Here is a 21,289-nt window from a genome sequence, read left to right on the forward strand (position 1 = left end):
AATCCGAGTATTAACGAAAAATAAAGGAGAAAAATAATGCTAAATGAGGCGAGTTTAAAAAATCTTGAAAATTCAGATTACAGACTGGATTTTTTTAAAAAATACTCCGCTCTTGATAAACCGAATTGGAAAAGAGTAGGATATAAATACGAAGAACCTGAAAAATATACTGATTTCAATAATACAGTAATAAAAAATGAAAATCAGGACGGTTTGACAATAAAGGAGATAAATAATTCTCTCGAAGATTTGACGAGATTGCAAAATGATAATGAATACGGTTTGGATGAGTTTTTCAAGTTACAGATTTTTGCTTTTCATAATGCGGGGCAGTTTGTAAAAGTAAAAGAAAGAAAAAAATTGGAAAAACCTGTATATATAACTTACAATACAAATAAAGAGAATAATTTTTTAATAGATTGCAATATTATAGAAGTTGAAGATTTTGCCGAGGCTGTAATAATAATAACTTATAATTCCGAAGATGATACGCCTGCTTATCATAACGGAATAACAAAAATATTTGCAGGACAGAATTCCAAAGTAAAAATAATAAAAATACAGACTTTGAATACTGAAAGCTCAAATTTTGAATCTTCAAAAATAGAAACTTCAGGACAGGGAATTGTAAATTATTACAGTATCGAGTTGGGAGCGAAAATAAACGGAATAAGTCATAAAACTTATCTAATGGAAGATAGGGCCGAAACTTATGTATGGCCCGGATACCTTGCTGACGGGACAAGACAACTGGATTTGGAATATTCCACAGTGTTTTACGGCAGACAGACAATAGGAGAAATACACGGAAGAGGTGCTGTTAAAGATACTGCAAGGAAAGTATTCAGAGGAAATATGTACTTTAAAAGAGGTGCGGCAAAATCCGAAGGAAGAGAAGGGGAGTTTGCAATACTTTTGGATAAAGATGTTAAAGTACATGCAATTCCGACTCTGTTTTGCGATGAAGACGACGTAATCGGAGAACACTATGCTTCGATAGGTAAAGTGGATGATGCAAAATTATTTTATCTAATGAGCAGAGGACTTTCTGAGGGAAGAGCGAAAAAGCTGATTGTAGAATCGTCATTCAGACCTATATTCGATAATATAGATGACGAGAATATAAGAGAACATTTGTTGGAAGAATTGGAAAGAAGAATATAAATGATTTATCTACTTTTTTTATAAAAAGTAGCAAAAAACAACCGACTAAAATTTTACTAACTCAAAATGACTCACTCCATTATAAAAACAACAAACTTGCTTCGGATTGAGAATCCTCGCTCAGACAGTTGTTTTTATAACATTCCGTTTCGTATTTTTTGCAGTAAAATTTTAATGTCGGGAAAATAATATGTACTGAAAGACTGAACGAAAAATCTGATAAGTTTGGAGGTACATATTTTTTCTTGTAAAAGAACGGATTAAAATGTATAATAACGGTATATTAACGGAGATTGTCAAAGTGAATTGTAAATGTTATAAAAATAGAGAAGAATTGTATTGAAGAAAAAAGGTATATAAATAAAAAGGTATATAAATAAAAGAAAGGAGTTTAAATATGGATTACAGAAAAGAGTTTCCTATATTTGAAAATGGGGAAAAACATTATCTGGATACTGCGGCAACATCTCAAAAGCCGAAAAAAGTGTTGGATAAAGTAGTGCAGTATTATGAAAGATATAACGGTAATCCGGGCAGGGGTTCTCATGAATTGTCAATGAAAGCCTCGGAAATAATGGATAGTGCGAGAGAAACGGTAAGACAGTTCATAAATGCCGAAAAAACAGAGGAAATAATTTTCACAAAAAGTACAACGGAATCTATAAATTTGATTGCTTATTCATACGGAATGGAGTTTATAAATGAGGGAGACGAAATTTTACTGGGAATATCCAATCACCATGCGAATATAGTTCCGTGGCAGTTTGTAGCCAAAAAGAAAAAAGCGAAAATAAAATATGTGGAATTGGATGATGATGGACAGTTTGACTTAAATGATTATAAATATAAATTGTCGGCTAAAACAAAGATTGTTGCAGTTTCGGGAGTAGTCAACGTAACGGGAGTTATACAACCTGTAAAAGAAATAATAGAAGCTGCACACAGAAAAAATATTCCTGTTTTAATAGATGCTGCCCAGTCTATAGTTCATTTTAAACATGATGTGCAAAAGCTGGATGCTGATTTTCTTGTGTTTTCAGGACACAAACTATTTGCACCTATGGGGATAGGCGTGATGTACGGGAAGAAAGAGCTTTTGGATAAAATGCCTCCTTTCTTATACGGAGGAGACATGATAGAATTTGTAACCGAGCAGGAATCTACCTTTGCTCCTTTGCCGAATAAGTTTGAAGGAGGCACTCAAAATGTCGGAGGAGCTGTAGGACTGAAAGAAGCAATAAACTTCATACAGGCAATGGGTTATGATAAAATAGATAAGGTTGAAAAAGAATTGGATATGAAAGCATTATTTGAAATAAAAAAACTTGATTTTGTGGAAACTTACTGTACTGAAAATGTAGAAAGAACAGGAATTATAGCTTTTAATGTAAAAGGTGTGCATTCTCATGATGTAGCATTTATACTGGATTCTTATCATGTGGGAGTAAGATCGGGACATCATTGTGCACAGCCGTTAATGAACTATATAGGGATTCCGTCCTGTTGTCGTGCGAGTTTCGGTATTTACAATAATGATGAAGACATTGCCAAACTTATAGAAGGTTTAAAAAAAGTAAAGGAAGTGTTCGGAATATGAATTTTGAGAAAATATATCAACAGACAATACTGGAATACAGTAACAGAAAGGATTTGAAAAAGGAAATAGAGAATCCCGATTATGTTGAAAGAGGTCATAATCCCAACTGTGGAGATGATTTGACTTTAGAGGTAAAATTAGACGGGAATATTATAGAAGATGCTGCATTTATAGGGAACGGCTGTGCTATATCCAGTGCTTCTACAGCAATGCTGATAGAATTGATAAAAGGTAAAACAATGGAGGAAGCTGAAGAGAAAGTAAATCTGTTTTTTAAAATGATGAAACAGGAAGAAAAATTGACTGCTGAAGAACAGAAGAAGCTGGGAGATGCGGTATTAATGGAATATGTGGCAAATATGCCTGCCAGAATAAAATGTGCGACTTTGAGTTGGCATTCGTTGAGAGTTATTACTGAAAAAAGAAAATAAATTCAATAATTTATAGAATATTCACAAGAGATAGTTTGGAAGAAAAATTTTTCGTTTTGGAATTTCGGAATTAATGTTACCGATATAGAAAAAGGGAAAGTTCAGTTTTGAATGATCTCCATTTTTAATTGACATTATGATAAAAAATTATTATAATGAGTTGTAAAAACAAAAAATTATAAAAGAAAGAAGTGAGAAGATTTATGAAAAAATTTTTAATTGCTGTTTCGATGTTGTTAATATTGATTTCCTGCGGGAAAGGAAAGGCTAAAGACAGTAAGTCCAATCCTTTTGATAATTTGAATCAGGGAGGAACTAAAAAAGAAGTAAATGAAGTTGAAAAATATAATATGTATGTAGGTATATATAATGATTTGTTAAATTTTGAAGATGATGTTAATGATTATTTTGAAGATGCTGGAGATAAAGAACAGTTTCAAAAACCTTCAGGAAGTGTAGATGCGAGTTTTTCCGATTTAACTTCGTTAATAAAAAAAATGAAAGAGGCTGTTTCTGCGAAACCTGCAATGGCTGAATTGGATAAAAGTACGGCTGCTTTAACTTCTGTAATTGAGGAAGCTTCTCCTCTTACTCAGGATATGAAAGTATACTATGACGGAAAAGATTATACAAGTGATAATTATAAAAAAGCTCAGGAATTTCACACAAAATTTTTGGCAATAGTGAAAAAGTATAATGAAGCTGTAGTACCTTTCAGAGCTGCGATGGATAAAAAAGTAGCTGAACAGAGAGAAAAAGAAATGAAAATGCTTCAAAAAGAAGGAAGAAAAATCAGTTACAATAAAATGATGGTTTTAAGTGTTTCTGAAGAAATATTGGCTGAAATAAAAAAACAGAAGTTAAACGGAGCAAACTTTACAACAGGAGATGTTTCAAAATTTAAACCTTTACAAGAAAAACTTATTAATGCAGTGTCTGAATTTCAAAATTCTGTAAACGATGAAGCACAGTTGAAAAAAGAAGGTTATGCGAGTCATACATTAAGCAGTTTTTTAAGTGAAGCCACAGAGTTTAAAGCAACTACAGCTACTTTCATAGAAAGAATAGAAAATAAGAAAAAAGTGGATGACTTTAAATTAAGTAATTCTTTCTTCCTTGAAACTGATAACGGAACACCTGAAAATGTTATAAGAAGTTTTAATGAACTTGTGAGAGAGTACAATCGTTCAAACAGATAATTTTCAAGAAAGGAAATAGGATAAAATGAGAAAAATATTAATATTGATAACGATTTTAGCTGCGTTATTAATATCTTGCGGGAAAAAGAAACTGACGAAAGAGCAACAGCATAAAATGGTATACGGTGCAGTATTGCTCACGAGAAATGATTTTCCTTATGACAGATTGCCTGATAAAAAGGATTGTGATAAATGCAGTGTTGAAGTGTTAAGCAGAGATTGGGATATAACTGACAAAAAGTCTGCAACAGAAACTCTTGACATATTATTAGACGAAGGGACAAGAGGAGAAGTGGATTTGATTCTTCCCGAGTTGAAATCTCCGAATGCTTTAAGCGGAGAGTATGCGGAAGTAGCTGCTACGTATAACAACATAAGAGATGCCCTTGTAAATGATTACGGATATACAAAAGAAGAAGTAGACAATGTAAAAACTATAAGTGCATGGGATTATGACAGATTGATAAATGTAGCCAGATTTGCTTATGATGCGGGTTATATAACGGAAGAGGAAATGTGGTCTTATATCGACAAAACTGTAGTAAAAGCAAGAAATGACTATGATAGCTGGAAAAGTTATTTTGCAGGGGTTATGTTAGGAAGAGGTATAACTTTTTCAAATAATTTTTCAGAAAATAAAATCGTAGCCGACAAACTTCTAAAAGACAAAAACAGCCCTTATAATAAATTTTCTTTTAAATAAGGACTTTAAATAAAAGAGTTTTCAAATCAGGAATAAAATATAACCTTAAAATTTTTCGGATTATATTTTAAAATTTTCTGATTAAAAGCTCTTTTTTTGTTAAAATTATTTTTTGAAAAAAATATTTATAATCTGTAAAGCACAGTATGTTATTCCACTTGCGATTACGGGGCCTGCAGCAACACCTCTCATAAATACAACACCTATTATTGTGCCGAAAACGAGAGCAACGGTTATTTCAGGCTGTCCCGAAAGAAGATTTACTCCTCTTGCTGAAAGCAGAGAAACTCCTATTCCACTTAATATGGCAACCCATCCTATGGGAGATTTGAAAGCATTTAACAAATCAAGAAATCCTATTTCTTTTGTAGCAATAGGAATTAAAATTGCTACAGTAATTATAAGAACTCCCCAATTTATACCTTTTGTTTTAAATTGAAACATGACTTTTTCAGTAAAAGGCAATAATTTTAGAATTATTACAAATATTGTTGCTATTATTATAGAATGATTTTTTGAAATGATCCCGATAAATAAAATTAATCCTAAAAATAATAAACTTTCGTCCATTTTTTGTTTCCTTTCTTTTTCATATGTAAATATACTATATTGTAGCGAAAAAAAGGAAATATATCAATAGAAAAAAATCGTTATTTAAAGGTTAAATTTAGAGAATAATTTAGAATTGTTGTTTTATTAATAAAAAACAAATGTTTTTTAATAGCGTTTTATAATTTTCTTGTATGTGCTATAAAGCCTTGTATTTAAGAGATTTAAAGGCATGTTTGTAATTTGATTAAAAACAATCTGAAAATTAAATGTTGATTTTTGTATACATATTTGCTATAATTTTATAAGATAAAATAAAGGTAACTAAAAGTAATGTTTTATACAAAAAATAAGGAGGAAAAATGAGAAAACAAATAATACTGTTGATGAGCATAATAGCAGTATCATCAGTAAGTTATGCAGCACCGCAGAAGAGCTTGGAACAAAGTTTGAATGCGATAGAGTCAAAATTTAATGATTTACTAGAAAAAGAAGCACAAAAGAAAAGAGAGTTTGAAGCACAGAAAGCACAACTGGAAGCAGAAGTTGAAGACTTGAAAGCAAAAGAACAGGGGAAAGAAAAACTGTTTGAAAAGCTGAAAAAGGATTCGGAAGTAAGATGGTTAAGAGACAAGTATAAACAGGTTCTTAACAATTACGACACATACTATAAAAACATAGCAAAAATGATAAGAGAAAAAGAGCAGAAGATAAGTGAATTAGAAGCAATGTTATCAGTGATGAATTAGGAGGGAAGTAATGAAAAAGATAGTAATGTTGGGCTTACTTGCGATAGGAAGTATAGTAATGGCAGAGAGTGCACAGGACGTATTAAGAAAAGCAAGAGAAGACTATTATAGACAACAAAAAGAGGCATCAAGACCTGTAAGAGAAGAAAAAGTAAAAGAAAAGAAAGTGTTAAGAAGAGAAACAGCTGAAGGGAATGTACAGGAAGTGACATTGGATGTAGAAGAAGAAGTGGTAGAAGAAGTAAAACCAAAGACACCGATGGAAAAACTGGAGTACAATGCAGCAAAGGCAAAAGACAGAGTGGACTTTTACGAAAGAGTAGTGAGAAGTGTAGAAAGAGAAGAAAAAGAATTAAACGGATATAATGAAGTAATAGGCAAGAAAAAGAAAGTAAAGAAAGTAGTAGAGAAAAAAGTAAGAGAGCCTAAGAAAGTAAATAAGAAGAAATAGGAGGAAGCAATGAAAGTGAGAAAAGCGATAGGGTTGTTGGCAGGATTAGTACTGTTAATGACACAAATAAGTTACAGTGACCCTGCAGTGGACAGATTATTGAGAGAAGCGAGAAAGAGACAGGCAGAGGAAGCGAAGCAGGAGAAGGTAGAAGAAGTGACAGTGGAAGAAACACCTGTTACAACAGAAACACCAAACAGTATACAAAAGAGAGCGGCAGAAATAAAAGAGAATCACAAAGTAAAAAAAGTCAAGAAATGAAGATGAAAAAAGATGCCCAGATGCAAAAGAAAGCAGAAATGAGAGCAAATAAGGCAAGACAGAAGAACATGACAGAAAGTGAAAAGATGAATGTAGAAATACAGAGAATCAAAAAAAGAGTGGATGAAATAAACAACAATATAGAAACATTCCACAAAACAAATGAAGCGTTAGAGAAAATGGAAGAGAGACTGGAAGGTATACAAAGTAAAATGAAGTAGTATTTACTTTTTGAAAAAAGGTAGCGAAAAAACAACTAACCTACTTTTTTAGGAAAAAAGTAACAAAAAATTGCTCAACACAAATTTTACATACTCAAAAATGCCCGTTCGCTATGAAAACAAAAAGGATGTTTTCATGACACTCACTAACACATTTTTCACGTTGTAAAATTATGATGTTGAGGGAAAAATATAATATAAAGAAAGGAGAGGGATTTAAGAATAAGAAAAATCCCTGGAGTAAAATATATGAAAAAGATAGCAATAGCATTAGGATTGGGAGCATTGGCAGTATCATGTACAAATGCAAAGTTGGTAAACTACAATACAGATAGATTAGACAATATAGAAGCATATTTGAAAGAAAATAAATTTGTAAAACCTTCGGATAATTTGGAGAAATTGAAAAATGAAGGACAAATAGAATATACGACACAATATAAGTCATTGGAAAGAGAGGCAGACGCATGGAAAGAAAGTCAAGAGCAATAATATTAATGATGTTGTTATTGTTAGTTTCTATTCCGACGTTAGCATTTAGAAAATTGACGACAACACAGATAAGAGAGAACAGTATAAGAATAAATGCATTGGAATTGGATGAAATAGACATAACGAAAGTAAAAGGACCGAAAGAAGTAACGGTAGTATTGGATGAAAGATCATTGTTATTTGACTTTGATAAATCTAACGTGAAACCTCAATATTACGGAATACTTCAAAACTTGAAAGAGTATATAGAAGTAAACGACTATGATGTAACAATCATAGGACATACAGACTCTAAAGGAACAAACGAATACAATATGAAACTTGGAATGAGAAGAGCGGAAAGTGTAAAAGCAAAGATGATAGAGTTTGGAGTGCCTGCAAGCAGAATAGTGGGAGTAGAATCAAGAGGAGAAGAAGAACCTGTAGCAACAAATGATACAGCAGAAGGAAGAGCATTGAACAGAAGAATAGAATTTAAACTTGTGAGAAAAAATTAATAAACAAGAATAAAATCTATTGAAAACAGACGAAATTTAAAAAACAGGATGAGAATAAGAGATAAAGAAGAAAAAGCGATAAGAAATGAGAGAAAAATAAAAGGAATTTAGTTATAGAAAGGAAGAAATTATGAGTAATAACTTGAAAAAAATGGAAAAAGATTTAAGAGCTTTTGCTAAAAGATCAAAAGATGTAAAATATACAAAAGGTCTTTTATTCAGCTTTCTATTAATGGGAATGTTGACATTTTCCGATACATTGACATCACCTGAAGTTAAGAGCACAGAAAATGCTATAAATCAGACAAGAAAAGAATTGAATACATCAATAAACGATTTACATGTGGCGTTTAAACAGGCCAAAAGAGATAACAACAGATTATTGAAAAGAGCAAATTTAGAATTAATCCAATTAATGGAACAGGGAGACCATGTAGTAAAGTCTCCATGGAGTTCATGGCAGTTTGGTATGAACTATTTTTACAGTGACTGGAGAGGAACTTACAAAGGAAGAGGAGATAAGAAGGAGAAATATCCTTATGAAGGAATATTTGAAAGAAGTGCAGATCCTTTTGAAAGATATACTTCTCCAGAAAGTCCAAACTATGGATTATTACCTACATCAACCAATCCATTTTCAGCTTCAACAACATCTAGAAGTGGATTAGGTTTAGGATATGGTATTGCAAGTACAGCACCAAAACAGGAACCTCTAACAGTAATGAATGTTGATGCATCAATTAGACCAAAAGATGTATATAGAGATCCTGTAACAGCTCCTACAGTAAATGTGACGGCACCAGTGTTACAAGCATTAAATGTGCCTAATTTATTACCACCATCATTGGATATACCAACACCACAAGCGATAGTAGCACCAAATAAGACACCTAATATAGCTATTAATCCCACTGTTCAATATAATTTTGGTGGTAGAAGTATAACAGGTGAAAATCCATGGACTCCTTCACATCCTGCTAAGAATCAAGATGGGTTAGGTTTAAATTATTGGTCAGGTTGGAATCCAAATACAAATACTGTAGATGGTTCAAAGTCAGTATGGTCTCGTAATGGTGGGACAGTCGTAGAATCTGCAGGCAGAGTTCCAAATTTATTTTATTTGAATGCAGTAGATAGATCACAAGTAACAGGTATAAGATGGACATTTAAAAATGCTAATGCTGATGTAGCGGGTAATCCTAGTTGGAATCCAAAGGGAACTTCAGCAATGCATACAGTATGGGATGGGGATATAACAAATGTAAATGTAAGATTACATGGGTATGCAACTTTTATTGCCGCAGAAACATGGCATAATGGAAATGTTACAATTAATAATTCAACAGTAACTATTGAAAATGAATATAATAGTGTATTTTTTGGTTATCCAGGTTCATACTATACAATGGGTATAAATAATAATGATTATCACTCATATAACCAAAGAGGAGGATATTCAGGAAACTTAAAAGTAAATATAAATGCAAATAATAACTATATCCATAGTGTTATGGGAGTTCAAGGGTCATTTAAATTAGATCATACAGGGGATTATAATATAAAAGGTAATGGTAACCTAGCTTATTTAGGAATAGGTTATACTCCAAACTGGCAAAACCTTAAAGGAAGTGGAGATGTTACAAGTAATCCAAATACAAATATGACACCTAGTATTCAATTAGGTCTTGGAACAGGAAAAATAAATGTAGATGGAAATTCAAATGTTGGCCTATTTTTTGAAAATAGATATATTAATTTCCAAACAGGAGGACTTCTTCCTTTTGATACTAGAGGAACATTTAGTGCAGATAATTGGAGAAAAAGTGTAATAGGTATCTATCAAGGAGAAGTAGCAGTAGGAATGAAAGTTGGAGAAAACTCAGCTTCAAAAGGAAATGTGGGAGTATACTCTAGATCAGGTCAAAGAGAGGGAATAGTTCCTGAAACAGACTTAGGAACACCTACAGCTGCACAAAGAACTGAGGCAAAAGGACATGCAGGTCCACAATCAAAAGGACTTCCTGATTATAATATAGATAAAATACATAATCTTGAAGTGGCAAAAACAGAAATTTATTTTGGTAAATATGCGGTTGATAGTATAATGTTTGCTGCAGATAAAGGATCAGTAATTGATGTAGCAAGACCAGATAAAGCAGATAAAAATTTAGGAAGAACAGCATATACTGAAGTTACTCCTTCTACAGAAATAAGAGATGCGGCAACAGATGTTACAAGTTCTTATGATGATAATGCAAACCAAGCAGCAACAGGGACAGTTATTGCTTATTCAACTGGTGTATGGAATAATGCTAATATGCCTGGTGGAGCAGCAGCAGGATTAACAAATAAACCAAGTGAAATTAATTTATATAAACCTGTGGTTATGACAGGAAGAGCAAAATTAGACGCTTCTAATCAGTTAAATAGATCAGTGGCTTTAATAGGAGATAATAAAGGTATAGTCAATGCAAAAGAAAAAGTAACTGCATTAGGGTATTCTTCAATAGTAGCATTAGCACAAAATAATGGTGTAGTAAATGCAGCAAAAGATATTATTGCAAAGGATGGAGCAGCTGCACAAGATGCTGCAACAAAACCTTATTTATATAATAATATAGGAGCTTATGCAGGAATAAATGGAAAAGTAAATGTTACAGGAAATGCTGATATCTATGGTATAGGTGCGATGGCATCAGGAGCAAATGCAGTAGCCAACTTGAATGGAACTAATAATAAAATTAGAACTGGTAAATCAGGAGCATTAGTTGCAACAAACGGAGGAGTAGTTAATTTTGGAGGAGGAACAATAACTCATTCAGAAAACTTACCTGGTGACCATGATTCATCAACTCCATTTAATGCTGATAGTAGTTCTCATATTAATTTTAAAGGAGCTACAACATTAAATATATCACATGGTGTATTAATCCCAGGAACGAAAGATGATTATGCAGCAGCACCAGGAACAACTAAAAAATATAATGGAATGTCTAATGTAACTGTAAATCTTACAGGAGATAATGTAGTTTTAGCTTCAAATAATGGAATACATAAAGTATGGGATGGAACAACAATAGCAAATTTAGTTAAATCTACTATGAAAGTAGCTGCTTTTAATGCTAATGGACATTCGTACAAGATTTACTATATTAATGGACAATTTGATATAGACTCAAATATTGATGTAGGTAATGCATCAGACGACTTTAATAAAGTAGGATTATCAAGAGAAGTTGTTACTATAAATGCTGGTAAAACAGTTAGTTCGACAGTCGGAAAAGGATTAGCAATGGGATCTAATGATTCTGCTAATGCTGATGGGAATAACAGTAAGACTCAATTTATAAACAATGGAACTGTTGATATCAAGGGTGGAAGTTTATCAGCAGGAACAATAGGTCTTAATATAAGTTATGGACAAATACATAACAGAAATATTGTCAATGTTGAAAATGGAATAGGTGCTTATGGAATAAATGGAAGTACATTAACAAATGATACAACAGGTAAAATAAATATTACTACTCAAGGTGTAGGAATGGCTGCATTTACATCAGCAGGATCGTTACAAACTTATGGAACAGATAAGAAGATTAGTAATGGTACATTAACAGCAGCTGACAAGACATTTGAAATAATAAATAAAGGTCAAATAACAGTAAATGGAAATAAATCCGTTGGACTATATGGAGATACAACAAAAGCAACATCTCCTTTATTAAGTGCTTCGAATGGAGTTATAACTAACAGTGGAAAATTAACATTAACAGGAGATGAATCAGTAGGAATAGTTTCTAAGAGAGCAACAGTTGGTTTAACTGGAACAGGAAGTTCAGATATAGTTGTAGGTAAAAAAGGTATAGGAGTTTATGCTGAAAAATCACCAGTAACTATAAATTCAAATTATGGAATAGAAGTAAAAGATGGTGGAACAGGAATATTCATTAAAAATGATGGAAGTACTTTAACTTCTGGTACACATACATTTGAATTAAAATACAGTGGTTCAAATACAGGAACAGGAGTAGGTTTATTCTATGAAGGTGGAACAGGAGCTAATATTGTAAATAGAACAAATGTAAAACTAACAGATACTGTTGGAACAACTGCTGGACTTATAGGTGTTTATACAGCTGGTGGCGGAAAACTGACTAACAATGCAAAAATAACAGGAGATAAAGGTTATGGAATCATATCAAATGGAGCTGAAGTAGAAAATACAGGTGACATAACTTTAACAAATGCATTGACTTCATCAAAACCTAGTGTAGGAATACTAACACAAGCTGGAGATAAAATAACAAATACAGGAACAGTAACTGTTGGAAACAATTCTGTAGGTATTTTTGGAAAAGAAATAGTGCAAAAAGGAACAGTAACTGTTGGTAATGGAGGAACAGGACTATATAGTGAAGGTGGAAATGTTACTTTAGATTCAACAAGTAAAATAAACACTGGATCTAATAAAGCTGTAGGAGTTTTCACAAAAGGTGCTGGACAAACAATAACTGCAAATTCAGGAAGCAGTATGGCAATAGGCGATAGTTCATTTGGTTTCTTAAATGAAGGAACAGGAAACACTATAAATAGTAATGTTACAAGTCAAACATTAGGAAATGATGGAACATATATTTATTCAAGTGATAAAACAGGAACAGTAAATAATAATACTACATTAACATCAACAGGTTCATATAACTATGGTCTGTATTCAGCAGGAACAGTAACAAATAATGCTGATATAAACTTTGGAGCAGGAAAAGGAAATGTAGGAGTTTATAGTACTCATGGAGGAAGAGCGACAAACTTAGCAGGAAGGAATATAACTGTTGGAGCTTCATATATAGATCCTAGTAACTCATTAAATAATAGATATGCAGTAGGTATGGCAGCTGGATTTAATGGAGATGGTAATCCAGCAAAAGCTTATACAGGAAGTGTAATTAATGAAGGAACTATCAATGTAAATGGTGAACATAGTATAGGTATGTATGGAACAGAAGCAGGAACTAAAGTATACAATGGTACAGCAGTAGGTTCAACAGCAACAATAAATTTAGGAGCAAGTAATACAACTGGAATGTACTTGGATAATGGAGCTTACGGATATAACTATGGTACAATTAGATCAGTTGGTAGTGGTTTAAGTAAAGTAGTTGGAATAGTTGTTAAAAATGGATCTACAATAGAAAACCATGGAAAGATAGAATTGTCAGCAGATGATGCAGTTGGAATTTTATCTAAAGGAAATGCAGCTGGAGCAAATCCTGGTATAATTAAGAACTATGGAACTTTCAATATCAATGGAAAGACAGATCCTAATGACTCTTCAGTTGTAAAAAAGGATTCTGGAGGACAAGATCTAGGAAAATCAATGGGAGGTGTTAAAATAGATGTACCTTCTGGTTCAACTGTAGGAACTATAACAGTAAATGGAAAACCAGTAGTACCGACATTAGCAACAACAAGTGCTAAAGAATATAAAGATATGGAAATATCAAAGATTGGTATGTATATAGATACATCTAATAAGAGATTTACAAATCCTATTAATGGTTTAAGTGCATTATCTCGTTTAAAAACAGCTGATTTAATAATGGGTAATGAAGCAGCACAAAGTACAACAAGTAAGTATATACAAGTTGACCAAAAGATATTAAAACCATATAATGAAATGATAAAGAAAAATCCACAAATCAAAAAATGGAATATCTATGCAGGAGCATTAACTTGGATGGCAACAGTTTCACAAGACCAAAATGATGGAACTATGAAGAGCGCTTACTTAGCAAAAATACCATATACTCAATGGGCAGGAAATGAACCGACTCCAGTAGATAAGAAAGATACATATAACTTCTTAGATGGATTGGAACAAAGATATGGTGTAGAAGAAATAGGAACGAGAGAAAATCAGTTATTCCAGAAGTTAAATGGAATTGGTAAAAATGAACAGATACTATTCTTCCAGGCAACAGATGAAATGATGGGACACCAATATGCAAATGTACAACAAAGAATGAACAGAACAGGAGTATTATTGGACAAAGAGTTCACTCATCTGAGAAAAGAATGGGATAATAAATCCAAACAGTCGAATAAATTGAAAGTATTCGGAATGAGAGATGAATACAAAACAGATACAGCAGGAATAATCGACTATACAAGTAATGCTTACGGAGTGGCTTATATTCATGAAGATGAAACAATAAAACTCGGAAACAGTTCAGGATGGTATGCAGGAGCTGTAAATAACAGATTCAGATTTAAAGATATAGGAAGATCAAAAGAAAATACAACAATGTTAAAACTCGGATTGTTTAAATCAAAAGCATTTGATGATAATGGAAGCTTGAACTGGACAATATCCGGAGAAGGTTACATAGCAAGAAGCAATATGCATAGAAAATTCCTTGTAGTAGATGAAATTTTTGAAGGAAAATCAGATTATACAAGCTATGGAGCAGCATTGAAAAACGAAATAAGCAAAGAGTTCAGAACAAGCGAAAGAACAAGCATAAAACCATACGGAAGTTTAAAACTTGAATACGGAAGATTCAATACAATAAAGGAGAAAACAGGAGAAGTAAGACTTGAAGTAAAAGGAAATGATTATTACTCTGTAAAACCTGAAGTAGGAATCGAATTTAAGTATAAACAACCAATGGCGGTAAGAACGACATTTACGACTACATTAGGTTTAGGATATGAAAACGAACTTGGAAGAGTAGGAGATGTTAAAAATAAAGGAAGAGTGGCATATACAGAAGCAGACTGGTTTAATATAAGAGGAGAAAAGGATGATAGAAGAGGAAACTTCAAAGCGGACTTGAACCTTGGAATAGAGAACCAAAGATTCGGAGTAACATTGAATGCAGGATATGACACAAAAGGAAAAAATATAAGAGGCGGATTAGGATTTAGAGTTATTTATTAATAGCCTTGAAGATGAGAGAGAGTAATTTCAAAAGATTATGAAATACTCTTTCTTTTTCTATTTCAATTTGCTATAATAAGAAACGAGAGTTATTTTAAGTTTATATTTTGCTATTTATATTTCAAATACAGAAATTTTAATAGAAATATTGACATAAAAGTTATTAGGTGATATTATATTTGTATATAAAAATATTAAATAAAATACATTTAGGAGGAAAGATGACATCATTAGTATTTTCAAGTATATGGATAGGAATATTGATTTTATTGTTCTTTTTACTGGTCCATATAAATGTGAATTTAAAGAAAAAATTTAAGTTTTCAGTAAGAGTAATTATTTCAACTGTATTGGGATTTGCAGTAGGAATAGTATTTCAGTCGACTTTAAGTATGGTAAATGCCGAACAGGTGCCGGAAGTCATAAAAAATGTAACAACAGCTGCGTCTTTAGTAGGAAGAGGATTTACGAGTCTTCTTAAAATGATTGTAATTCCTTTGGTAGGAGTGTCAGTTTATAATTCTATAATAAACTCAAAAAATAACGAAGATTTAAGAAAATTAACGCAGAAATCGGTAATATATTATTCGGTAACAGTTGCAATTTCTGCGATTATAGGGATTTCTATTGCGATGTTGTTTAATCTCGGAGTAGGTATGAAATTGCCTGAAGAAATGGAAGCATGGACAGGTAAAGGAGAATATAAAGGTCTTGTAGATGTTATAGTTTCATTTATTCCGTCGAATATTTTCAAGGCAATGACTGAAACAAGCGTTATAGGAGTTGTAATATTTGCAGTATTTTTAGGGTTTGCAACAAATAGAGTCAGTCTTAAAAATCCTGAAAAAATAAAACCTTTAAAAGATGTAACAGCAGCTTTATTTGCAGTATTGACAAGTGTTACAACAACAATAATAAAAATAATACCTTACGGAGTAGCGGCATTGATGTTTGATTTGACAGCGTCTTACGGACTGGAAGTATTTAAAAATCTTGTTACTTATGTAATTGTAATGTTTTCGGCAATGATGATTGTAGTTATAATGCAATCGTTAAACCTTGCAATACACGGAATAAGCCCGATACAATATTATAAAAAAGCAATGGCTCCTTTAGTACTTGCGTTTACTACAACTTCAAGTATGGGAACATTGCCTGTTACAATAGAAACATTGGAAAAAGGTGTGGGAGTAAGTTCAGGAACAGCAAACTTTACGGCAACATTGGGAACTACTATAGGAATGAATGCCTGTGCAGGTGTATTTCCGGGAGTAGTGGCAGTTATGATAGCTAATATGAACGGAATAGCAATAACTCCTGTATTTCTCATTACATTAGTAGCAGTAATAGTACTGGGATCTTTCGGTATGGCGGGAGTTCCGGGAACAGCCTATATTGCTGCAACAGTTGTATTGGGCGGAATGGGACTGCCTTTTGATCCTGTAGCACTTATATTGCCGATAGATTCTATAATAGATATGGGTCGTACAATGGTAAATGTAAACGGAGCTATGACTATTTCTACAGTAGTCGATAAGGAAATGGGTACTTTCAGCGAAAGTATTCTTAAAGAAGAAAGAACAATAGAAGCTTAAAATATAAAAAGAAGAATTATTGACTCGATAAATCGGAAAAATAATTCTTTTTTTGTAAAAAAATTTATCAAAGGTCGGGGAAAGTATGCTATAATATTAAAAAATATTAAATTGAAAAGGAGAAAAACCGATGATTTTCGATATTTTAAAAGTAGTAATATTAAGTTTGGTAGAAGGATTGACGGAATTTATACCTGTCAGTAGCACGGGGCATATGATAATTGTGGAAAAGTTTATAAAATTATCGGAGAATAAATCTTTTGTAAATGCTTTTGAAATTATAATCCAGTTAGGGGCAATATTGGCGGTAGTTGTATATTTTTGGCATAAACTTTGGCCTTTTTCAAAGAATTTGTCTAAAGCACAAAGTCGGGGAATAATACTGAAATGGATAAAAATAATAATCGCAGTGTTACCTGCAGTGGTTTTGGGACTTTTATTTGATGATATAATAGATAAATATCTTTTTAAAGTAACTGTAGTTGCAGGAACATTGATATTTTACGGGGTTGTACTGATATGGATAGAATCGGGCAAAAGAAAAGGCGGAGAAATTTCCAAAGTTAAAGACATACCTATTTCCAAAGTGATAGGAATAGGTTTGTTCCAATGCCTTGCAATGGTTCCCGGAACTTCAAGATCGGCAGTAACGATTATCGGAGGAGTGTTGCTCGGTTTAAACAGAGTACTGGCAACTGAATTTTCGTTCTTTTTGGCTATACCTACTATGATGGGAGCAACTTTACTGAAAGTAATAAAAATGGGGACAAAAATGACAGGATACGAATGGTTTCTAATCGGACTGGGATTTGTTCTGTCGTTTGTATTTGCTTACGGAGTAATAAAAGTATTTATGGACTATATTAAAAAACATGATTTTAAAGTGTTCGGATATTACAGAATTATTTTGGGAATTATAGTCTTTGCTCTATATTTTACAGGAGTTATAAAATAACAGATGATAAACTGCAATATAAAAATAAATGAAAATAAACTGGAAGAGTTTGTACGAGTTCTTTTGCCTGAACATTACGATATACTTGACGGTAATTCCGAGCAGAAAATTTATATAAATGTAACTGAAAATCTTGAAAATATTGAGGTAGAAACGATTTCAGGAGATAATAAAATAAGATTTCGGTATGAAAAAATCGGACAAAAGTACTCGGATCAGGGAGAAGTGATGGCAAAAACTTCTCTGATGAAACTTTTCGGGAAAGAAAAAGATTATAAATGGGGAACATTAATAGGTGTCAGACCGACAAAAATTGTCGGAAGATTTTTAAAAATGGGATTATCTTATGAAAAAATTCGGGAAATTTTGAAAAATATATATTTAGTAAGTGATGAAAAAGTAAATCTTCTTATAAATATTGTAAAAAGACAAATTCCTTATCTTGATAAAGAAACAATAGGAATATATATAGGAGTTGCTTATTGTCCTACAAAATGTACATATTGTTCGTTTCCGGCATATCTGCTGAAAGGAAAGTATGCCGAAAGATATGATGAATATTACGAATCTTTGCTGAAAGAAATTAAGGAAATAGGTACTCTTACTAAAAATCTTGACTTGAAGATAAGTACGATATACATTGGAGGAGGGACCCCTTCTATTTTGTCGGCAAAAGAAATTGAAACATTACTGGATACTGTAAAATCAAGTTTTGAACTTGGGAATTTGAAAGAATTTACATTTGAAGCCGGAAGAATAGACACATTAAACGAAAAAAAGCTTGAAATTATAAAAAAATCAGGTGTAAATAAAATAAGCATCAATCCTCAGTCATTTAATGAAAGAACATTGAAACTTGTGAACAGATATCACAACAGAAAGCAGTTTGACAGTGTTTACGATATTGCAAAAAGGATCGGACTTGAGATAAATATGGATTTGATACTTGGACTTCCGGGAGAAACAACCGAAGATATACTGTATACATTGGATGAAGTGAAAAAATACAATCCTGAAAATCTCACTGTTCACAATCTTGCGATAAAAAACGCAAGTAAACTGAATGAAGAAAATTACAGGCATGAAATTGAACTTGATTATGAGAAAATATTTGAAAAACTGGATAAAATAACCGAAAGCAAAAAACTTTATCCTTATTATATGTACAGGCAGAAAAACAGTTTTCAGTGGGGAGAAAATCTTGGATATTCCGTAGACGGAGCAGAATCGGTATATAATATCGAGATGATAGAAGAAAATAAAATAATAATAGGAATCGGGGCAGGGGCAATAACAAAACTTATTTGGAGCGAAGGAGAAAAAAATAATATAAAAAGGCTCATAAATCCTAAAGATCCTTTGGTCTGGATAAATGAACTGGACGACAGGCTCGAAAACAAGAAAAAAGAAATAACTTATGTTGTGGAGAAATTTATTAACAAAAAATAAAAGGAAAAAATTTAATTGAGAGGGAGTGGAATATGAAAATAAAGCATGTTATTATTTTTGTTATACTTTTAGTTTTAGGGAATTTTTTAAGATTATTCATTGAGGATCATAATATTCCGGACATTAAAATAAATGAAGAAATATCCTATCAAAAAGAAAATGCCCAGAAAGAAAATGATTTATCAAAAACAAAAGAAAAATTTGATATAAACAGTGTAGGATATGATGAACTTCTAAAATTGGGGTTTCCTAAGTCAAAAGCCGAAAAACTTGTAAATTTCAGAGATGAAATAGGGATTATTTCGGATATGGAAGAATTGAAAAATATTTCCAAATTCGGCGAGGCGGGAATAAAGCAGGCAAAAAAATATTTATTTGTAGACAAGGAAAAAATAAAAAATCCCGAAGAAAATTACAACGGTAGAACTTATACAGTTTTTAATATAAATGATGCGGATGAGGAACGGCTTAAAATGATAGGGTTTACAAAAAAGGAGATAAAAAAACTTTTGCCTGAAATAAATAAAGGAAATATACGTTCCAATATCGATTTGGAAAAAATAATCGGAAGCGAAAAATATGAAAAAATCGAAAAAAGAATAAAATTTAGTGAATAACATAAATAAAATTTAAAAAAATTGTCTTCTCTAACGACTGAAAATATTGACTTTTAGAAAAAATAGTAAAAAAAGTAAAAATAATAGTTGACATATTCGATGAAATTTATTAAAATAATACAGTAAGTGGTTAGCCCGAGTGGTGAAATTGGTAGACGCAACGGACTCAAAATCCGTCGATAGTGATATCGTGCCGGTTCGACTCCGGCCTCGGGCACCAATAAAATATAAAATTAGTTAAATTATTGAATATAAAGAGGCAGTTTAAGAGGTTGTCTTTTTTTTGTTAATTTATAAATGAAATTTCAGGAGGAAAAAGATGAGTACTTTAAAATATTTGGAAAAGCTGATTGAAATACCTTCGCCGACAGGTTATACAAGAGAGGTTACCGAATATATCCTAAAAGAAGTTCGGAATATGGGATACGAAGCTGTTAGAACAAATAAAGGCGGTGTTATTGTTACGTTAAAAGGAAAAGATGATACTAAGCATCGTGTTGTAACAGCTCATGTAGATACACTGGGAGCCATTGTGAGAGCGGTTAAATCCGACGGACGTTTGAAAATGGATAAAATCGGAGGATTTCCGTGGAATATGATAGAAGGGGAAAACTGTTTTGTGCATGTGGCAAGTACGGGAAAAACAGTAAGTGGGACAATACTGATCCATCAGACAAGTACACATGTATATCGTGATGCCGGAACTGCAGAACGCACACAGAACAATATGGAAGTCAGACTGGATGAAAAAGTTACAAGCAAGGAAGAAACAAAGGCTTTGGGTATAGAAGTGGGAGATTTTATTTCTTTTGATCCCCGTATGACAGTCACTGAAAACGGATTTGTTAAGAGTCGTTTTCTTGATGATAAAGTAAGTGCTGCAATATTGCTTAATCTGTTGAAAATATATAAGAAAGAAAATATTGAGCTGCTGAATACGACTCATTTTATGTTCAGCTGCTTTGAAGAAGTGGGACACGGAGCAAACAGTAGTATACCTACAGAAGTTACAGAATATTTGGCAGTTGACATGGGAGCAATGGGAGATGATCAGCAGACAGATGAATATACTGTGTCCATCTGTGTAAAAGATGCTTCAGGACCTTATAATTATGAGTTTCGTCAACATCTTGTAAAACTGGCTAAAGAAAATAATATTCCGTTTAAACTTGATATTTATCCTTATTACGGTAGTGATGCTTCGTCAGCAATGAGAGCAGGAGCGGAAGTAAAGCATGCCCTATTGGGAGCAGGAATAGAGTCCAGTCATTCTTATGAGCGTACTCACAAGGACTCGATAGAAGCGACTGAAAGACTTGTAGATGCCTATTTGAGAAACGGATTAGTGAAATAGAAAAAAATGAAAAATTTGTTTTATATATGAAATGAAATTTTATAAAGTCAATCTATGTATTGTTT

18 protein-coding genes and 1 tRNA gene are annotated in these 21,289 nt (G+C 32.4%); 18 read left to right on the plus strand and 1 reads right to left on the minus strand.

Going from position 1 to position 21,289, the window contains the following annotated elements; translation table 11 throughout:
• Window positions 1-36: 36 nt before the first annotated feature.
• From sufD to FVE72_RS02910, 5 genes are all read left to right on the plus strand, one after another.
• Window positions 37-1,164 (plus strand): Fe-S cluster assembly protein SufD, encoded by a 1,128-nt coding sequence (gene sufD, locus FVE72_RS02890; RefSeq protein ID WP_026737184.1) that lies wholly within the window; start codon window positions 37-39, stop codon window positions 1,162-1,164.
• A 397-nt stretch (window positions 1,165-1,561) separates the two neighbouring features.
• Window positions 1,562-2,761, plus strand: a complete 1,200-nt coding sequence (locus tag FVE72_RS02895) for a SufS family cysteine desulfurase (protein ID WP_026737185.1) — start codon at window positions 1,562-1,564, stop codon at window positions 2,759-2,761.
• Window positions 2,758-3,192 carry a Fe-S cluster assembly sulfur transfer protein SufU gene (gene sufU / locus FVE72_RS02900; protein ID WP_026737186.1) on the plus strand — a complete coding sequence of 145 codons (435 nt, stop codon included), beginning with the start codon at window positions 2,758-2,760 and terminating at the stop codon, window positions 3,190-3,192. The genes FVE72_RS02895 and sufU overlap by 4 nt, the downstream gene beginning before the upstream one ends.
• A 203-nt stretch (window positions 3,193-3,395) precedes the next feature.
• Window positions 3,396-4,391, plus strand: a complete 996-nt coding sequence (locus tag FVE72_RS02905; RefSeq protein ID WP_026737187.1) for a YiiG family protein — start codon at window positions 3,396-3,398, stop codon at window positions 4,389-4,391.
• Between the two features lie 25 nt (window positions 4,392-4,416).
• Window positions 4,417-5,094, plus strand: a complete 678-nt coding sequence (locus tag FVE72_RS02910) for a DUF1266 domain-containing protein (protein WP_006806696.1) — start codon at window positions 4,417-4,419, stop codon at window positions 5,092-5,094.
• Between the two features lie 105 nt (window positions 5,095-5,199).
• Here the strand turns inward: FVE72_RS02910 and FVE72_RS02915 are convergent, their stop codons facing one another.
• On the minus strand, window positions 5,200-5,664 hold the full coding sequence (locus FVE72_RS02915; RefSeq protein ID WP_026737188.1) for a DUF441 domain-containing protein: 465 nt from the start codon (window positions 5,662-5,664) through the stop codon (window positions 5,200-5,202).
• Window positions 5,665-6,005: 341 nt separating this feature from the next.
• Between FVE72_RS02915 and FVE72_RS02920 the strand changes: the two genes are divergently transcribed.
• The 13 genes from FVE72_RS02920 to FVE72_RS02980 all read left to right on the plus strand — a co-directional run bounded on the left by FVE72_RS02920 (window position 6,006) and on the right by FVE72_RS02980 (window position 21,224).
• The gene (locus FVE72_RS02920) at window positions 6,006-6,392 is read left to right on the plus strand and encodes an adhesion protein FadA (protein ID WP_026737189.1); all 387 of its coding nucleotides are present in this window, start codon (window positions 6,006-6,008) and stop codon (window positions 6,390-6,392) included.
• A gap of 10 nt (window positions 6,393-6,402) precedes the next feature.
• Window positions 6,403-6,843 (plus strand): hypothetical protein, encoded by a 441-nt coding sequence (locus FVE72_RS02925; protein ID WP_036056043.1) that lies wholly within the window; start codon window positions 6,403-6,405, stop codon window positions 6,841-6,843.
• Window positions 6,844-6,852: 9 nt separating this feature from the next.
• Window positions 6,853-7,104 carry a hypothetical protein gene (locus tag FVE72_RS02930; RefSeq protein ID WP_146966356.1) on the plus strand — a complete coding sequence of 84 codons (252 nt, stop codon included), beginning with the start codon at window positions 6,853-6,855 and terminating at the stop codon, window positions 7,102-7,104.
• Window positions 7,101-7,325, plus strand: a complete 225-nt coding sequence (locus tag FVE72_RS02935; protein ID WP_146966358.1) for a hypothetical protein — start codon at window positions 7,101-7,103, stop codon at window positions 7,323-7,325. Before FVE72_RS02930 ends, FVE72_RS02935 begins: the two co-directional genes overlap by 4 nt.
• A 249-nt stretch (window positions 7,326-7,574) precedes the next feature.
• On the plus strand, window positions 7,575-7,817 hold the full coding sequence (locus tag FVE72_RS02940) for a hypothetical protein (RefSeq protein ID WP_006808102.1): 243 nt from the start codon (window positions 7,575-7,577) through the stop codon (window positions 7,815-7,817).
• Window positions 7,772-8,314, plus strand: coding sequence for an OmpA family protein (locus tag FVE72_RS02945; RefSeq protein WP_026737192.1), 543 nt, complete (start codon window positions 7,772-7,774; stop codon window positions 8,312-8,314). Before FVE72_RS02940 ends, FVE72_RS02945 begins: the two co-directional genes overlap by 46 nt.
• A 130-nt stretch (window positions 8,315-8,444) precedes the next feature.
• The gene (locus FVE72_RS02950; RefSeq protein WP_026737193.1) at window positions 8,445-15,254 is read left to right on the plus strand and encodes an autotransporter-associated N-terminal domain-containing protein; all 6,810 of its coding nucleotides are present in this window, start codon (window positions 8,445-8,447) and stop codon (window positions 15,252-15,254) included.
• A 221-nt stretch (window positions 15,255-15,475) separates the two neighbouring features.
• Window positions 15,476-16,849, plus strand: coding sequence for a cation:dicarboxylate symporter family transporter (locus FVE72_RS02955; RefSeq protein WP_026737194.1), 1,374 nt, complete (start codon window positions 15,476-15,478; stop codon window positions 16,847-16,849).
• A 130-nt stretch (window positions 16,850-16,979) separates the two neighbouring features.
• A complete protein-coding gene (locus FVE72_RS02960; RefSeq protein WP_006808531.1) occupies window positions 16,980-17,804 on the plus strand; it encodes an undecaprenyl-diphosphate phosphatase in 825 nt (274 codons plus the stop codon).
• Between the two features lie 3 nt (window positions 17,805-17,807).
• Complete coding sequence (locus FVE72_RS02965) at window positions 17,808-19,253, plus strand: coproporphyrinogen III oxidase (RefSeq protein WP_026737195.1); 1,446 nt, start codon at window positions 17,808-17,810, stop codon at window positions 19,251-19,253.
• A gap of 32 nt (window positions 19,254-19,285) precedes the next feature.
• Window positions 19,286-19,870: a helix-hairpin-helix domain-containing protein gene (locus tag FVE72_RS02970; RefSeq protein ID WP_026737196.1), complete on the plus strand. Its 585-nt coding sequence runs from the start codon at window positions 19,286-19,288 to the stop codon at window positions 19,868-19,870.
• Window positions 19,871-20,003: 133 nt separating this feature from the next.
• Window positions 20,004-20,090: transfer RNA gene (locus tag FVE72_RS02975), tRNA-Leu, on the plus strand.
• 99 nt (window positions 20,091-20,189) lie between these two features.
• Window positions 20,190-21,224: a M42 family metallopeptidase gene (locus tag FVE72_RS02980; protein WP_026737197.1), complete on the plus strand. Its 1,035-nt coding sequence runs from the start codon at window positions 20,190-20,192 to the stop codon at window positions 21,222-21,224.
• Window positions 21,225-21,289 lie beyond the last annotated feature (65 nt).

This window comes from Pseudoleptotrichia goodfellowii, assembly GCF_007990505.1.
Classification (GTDB): Bacteria; Fusobacteriota; Fusobacteriia; order Fusobacteriales; family Leptotrichiaceae; genus Pseudoleptotrichia; species Pseudoleptotrichia goodfellowii.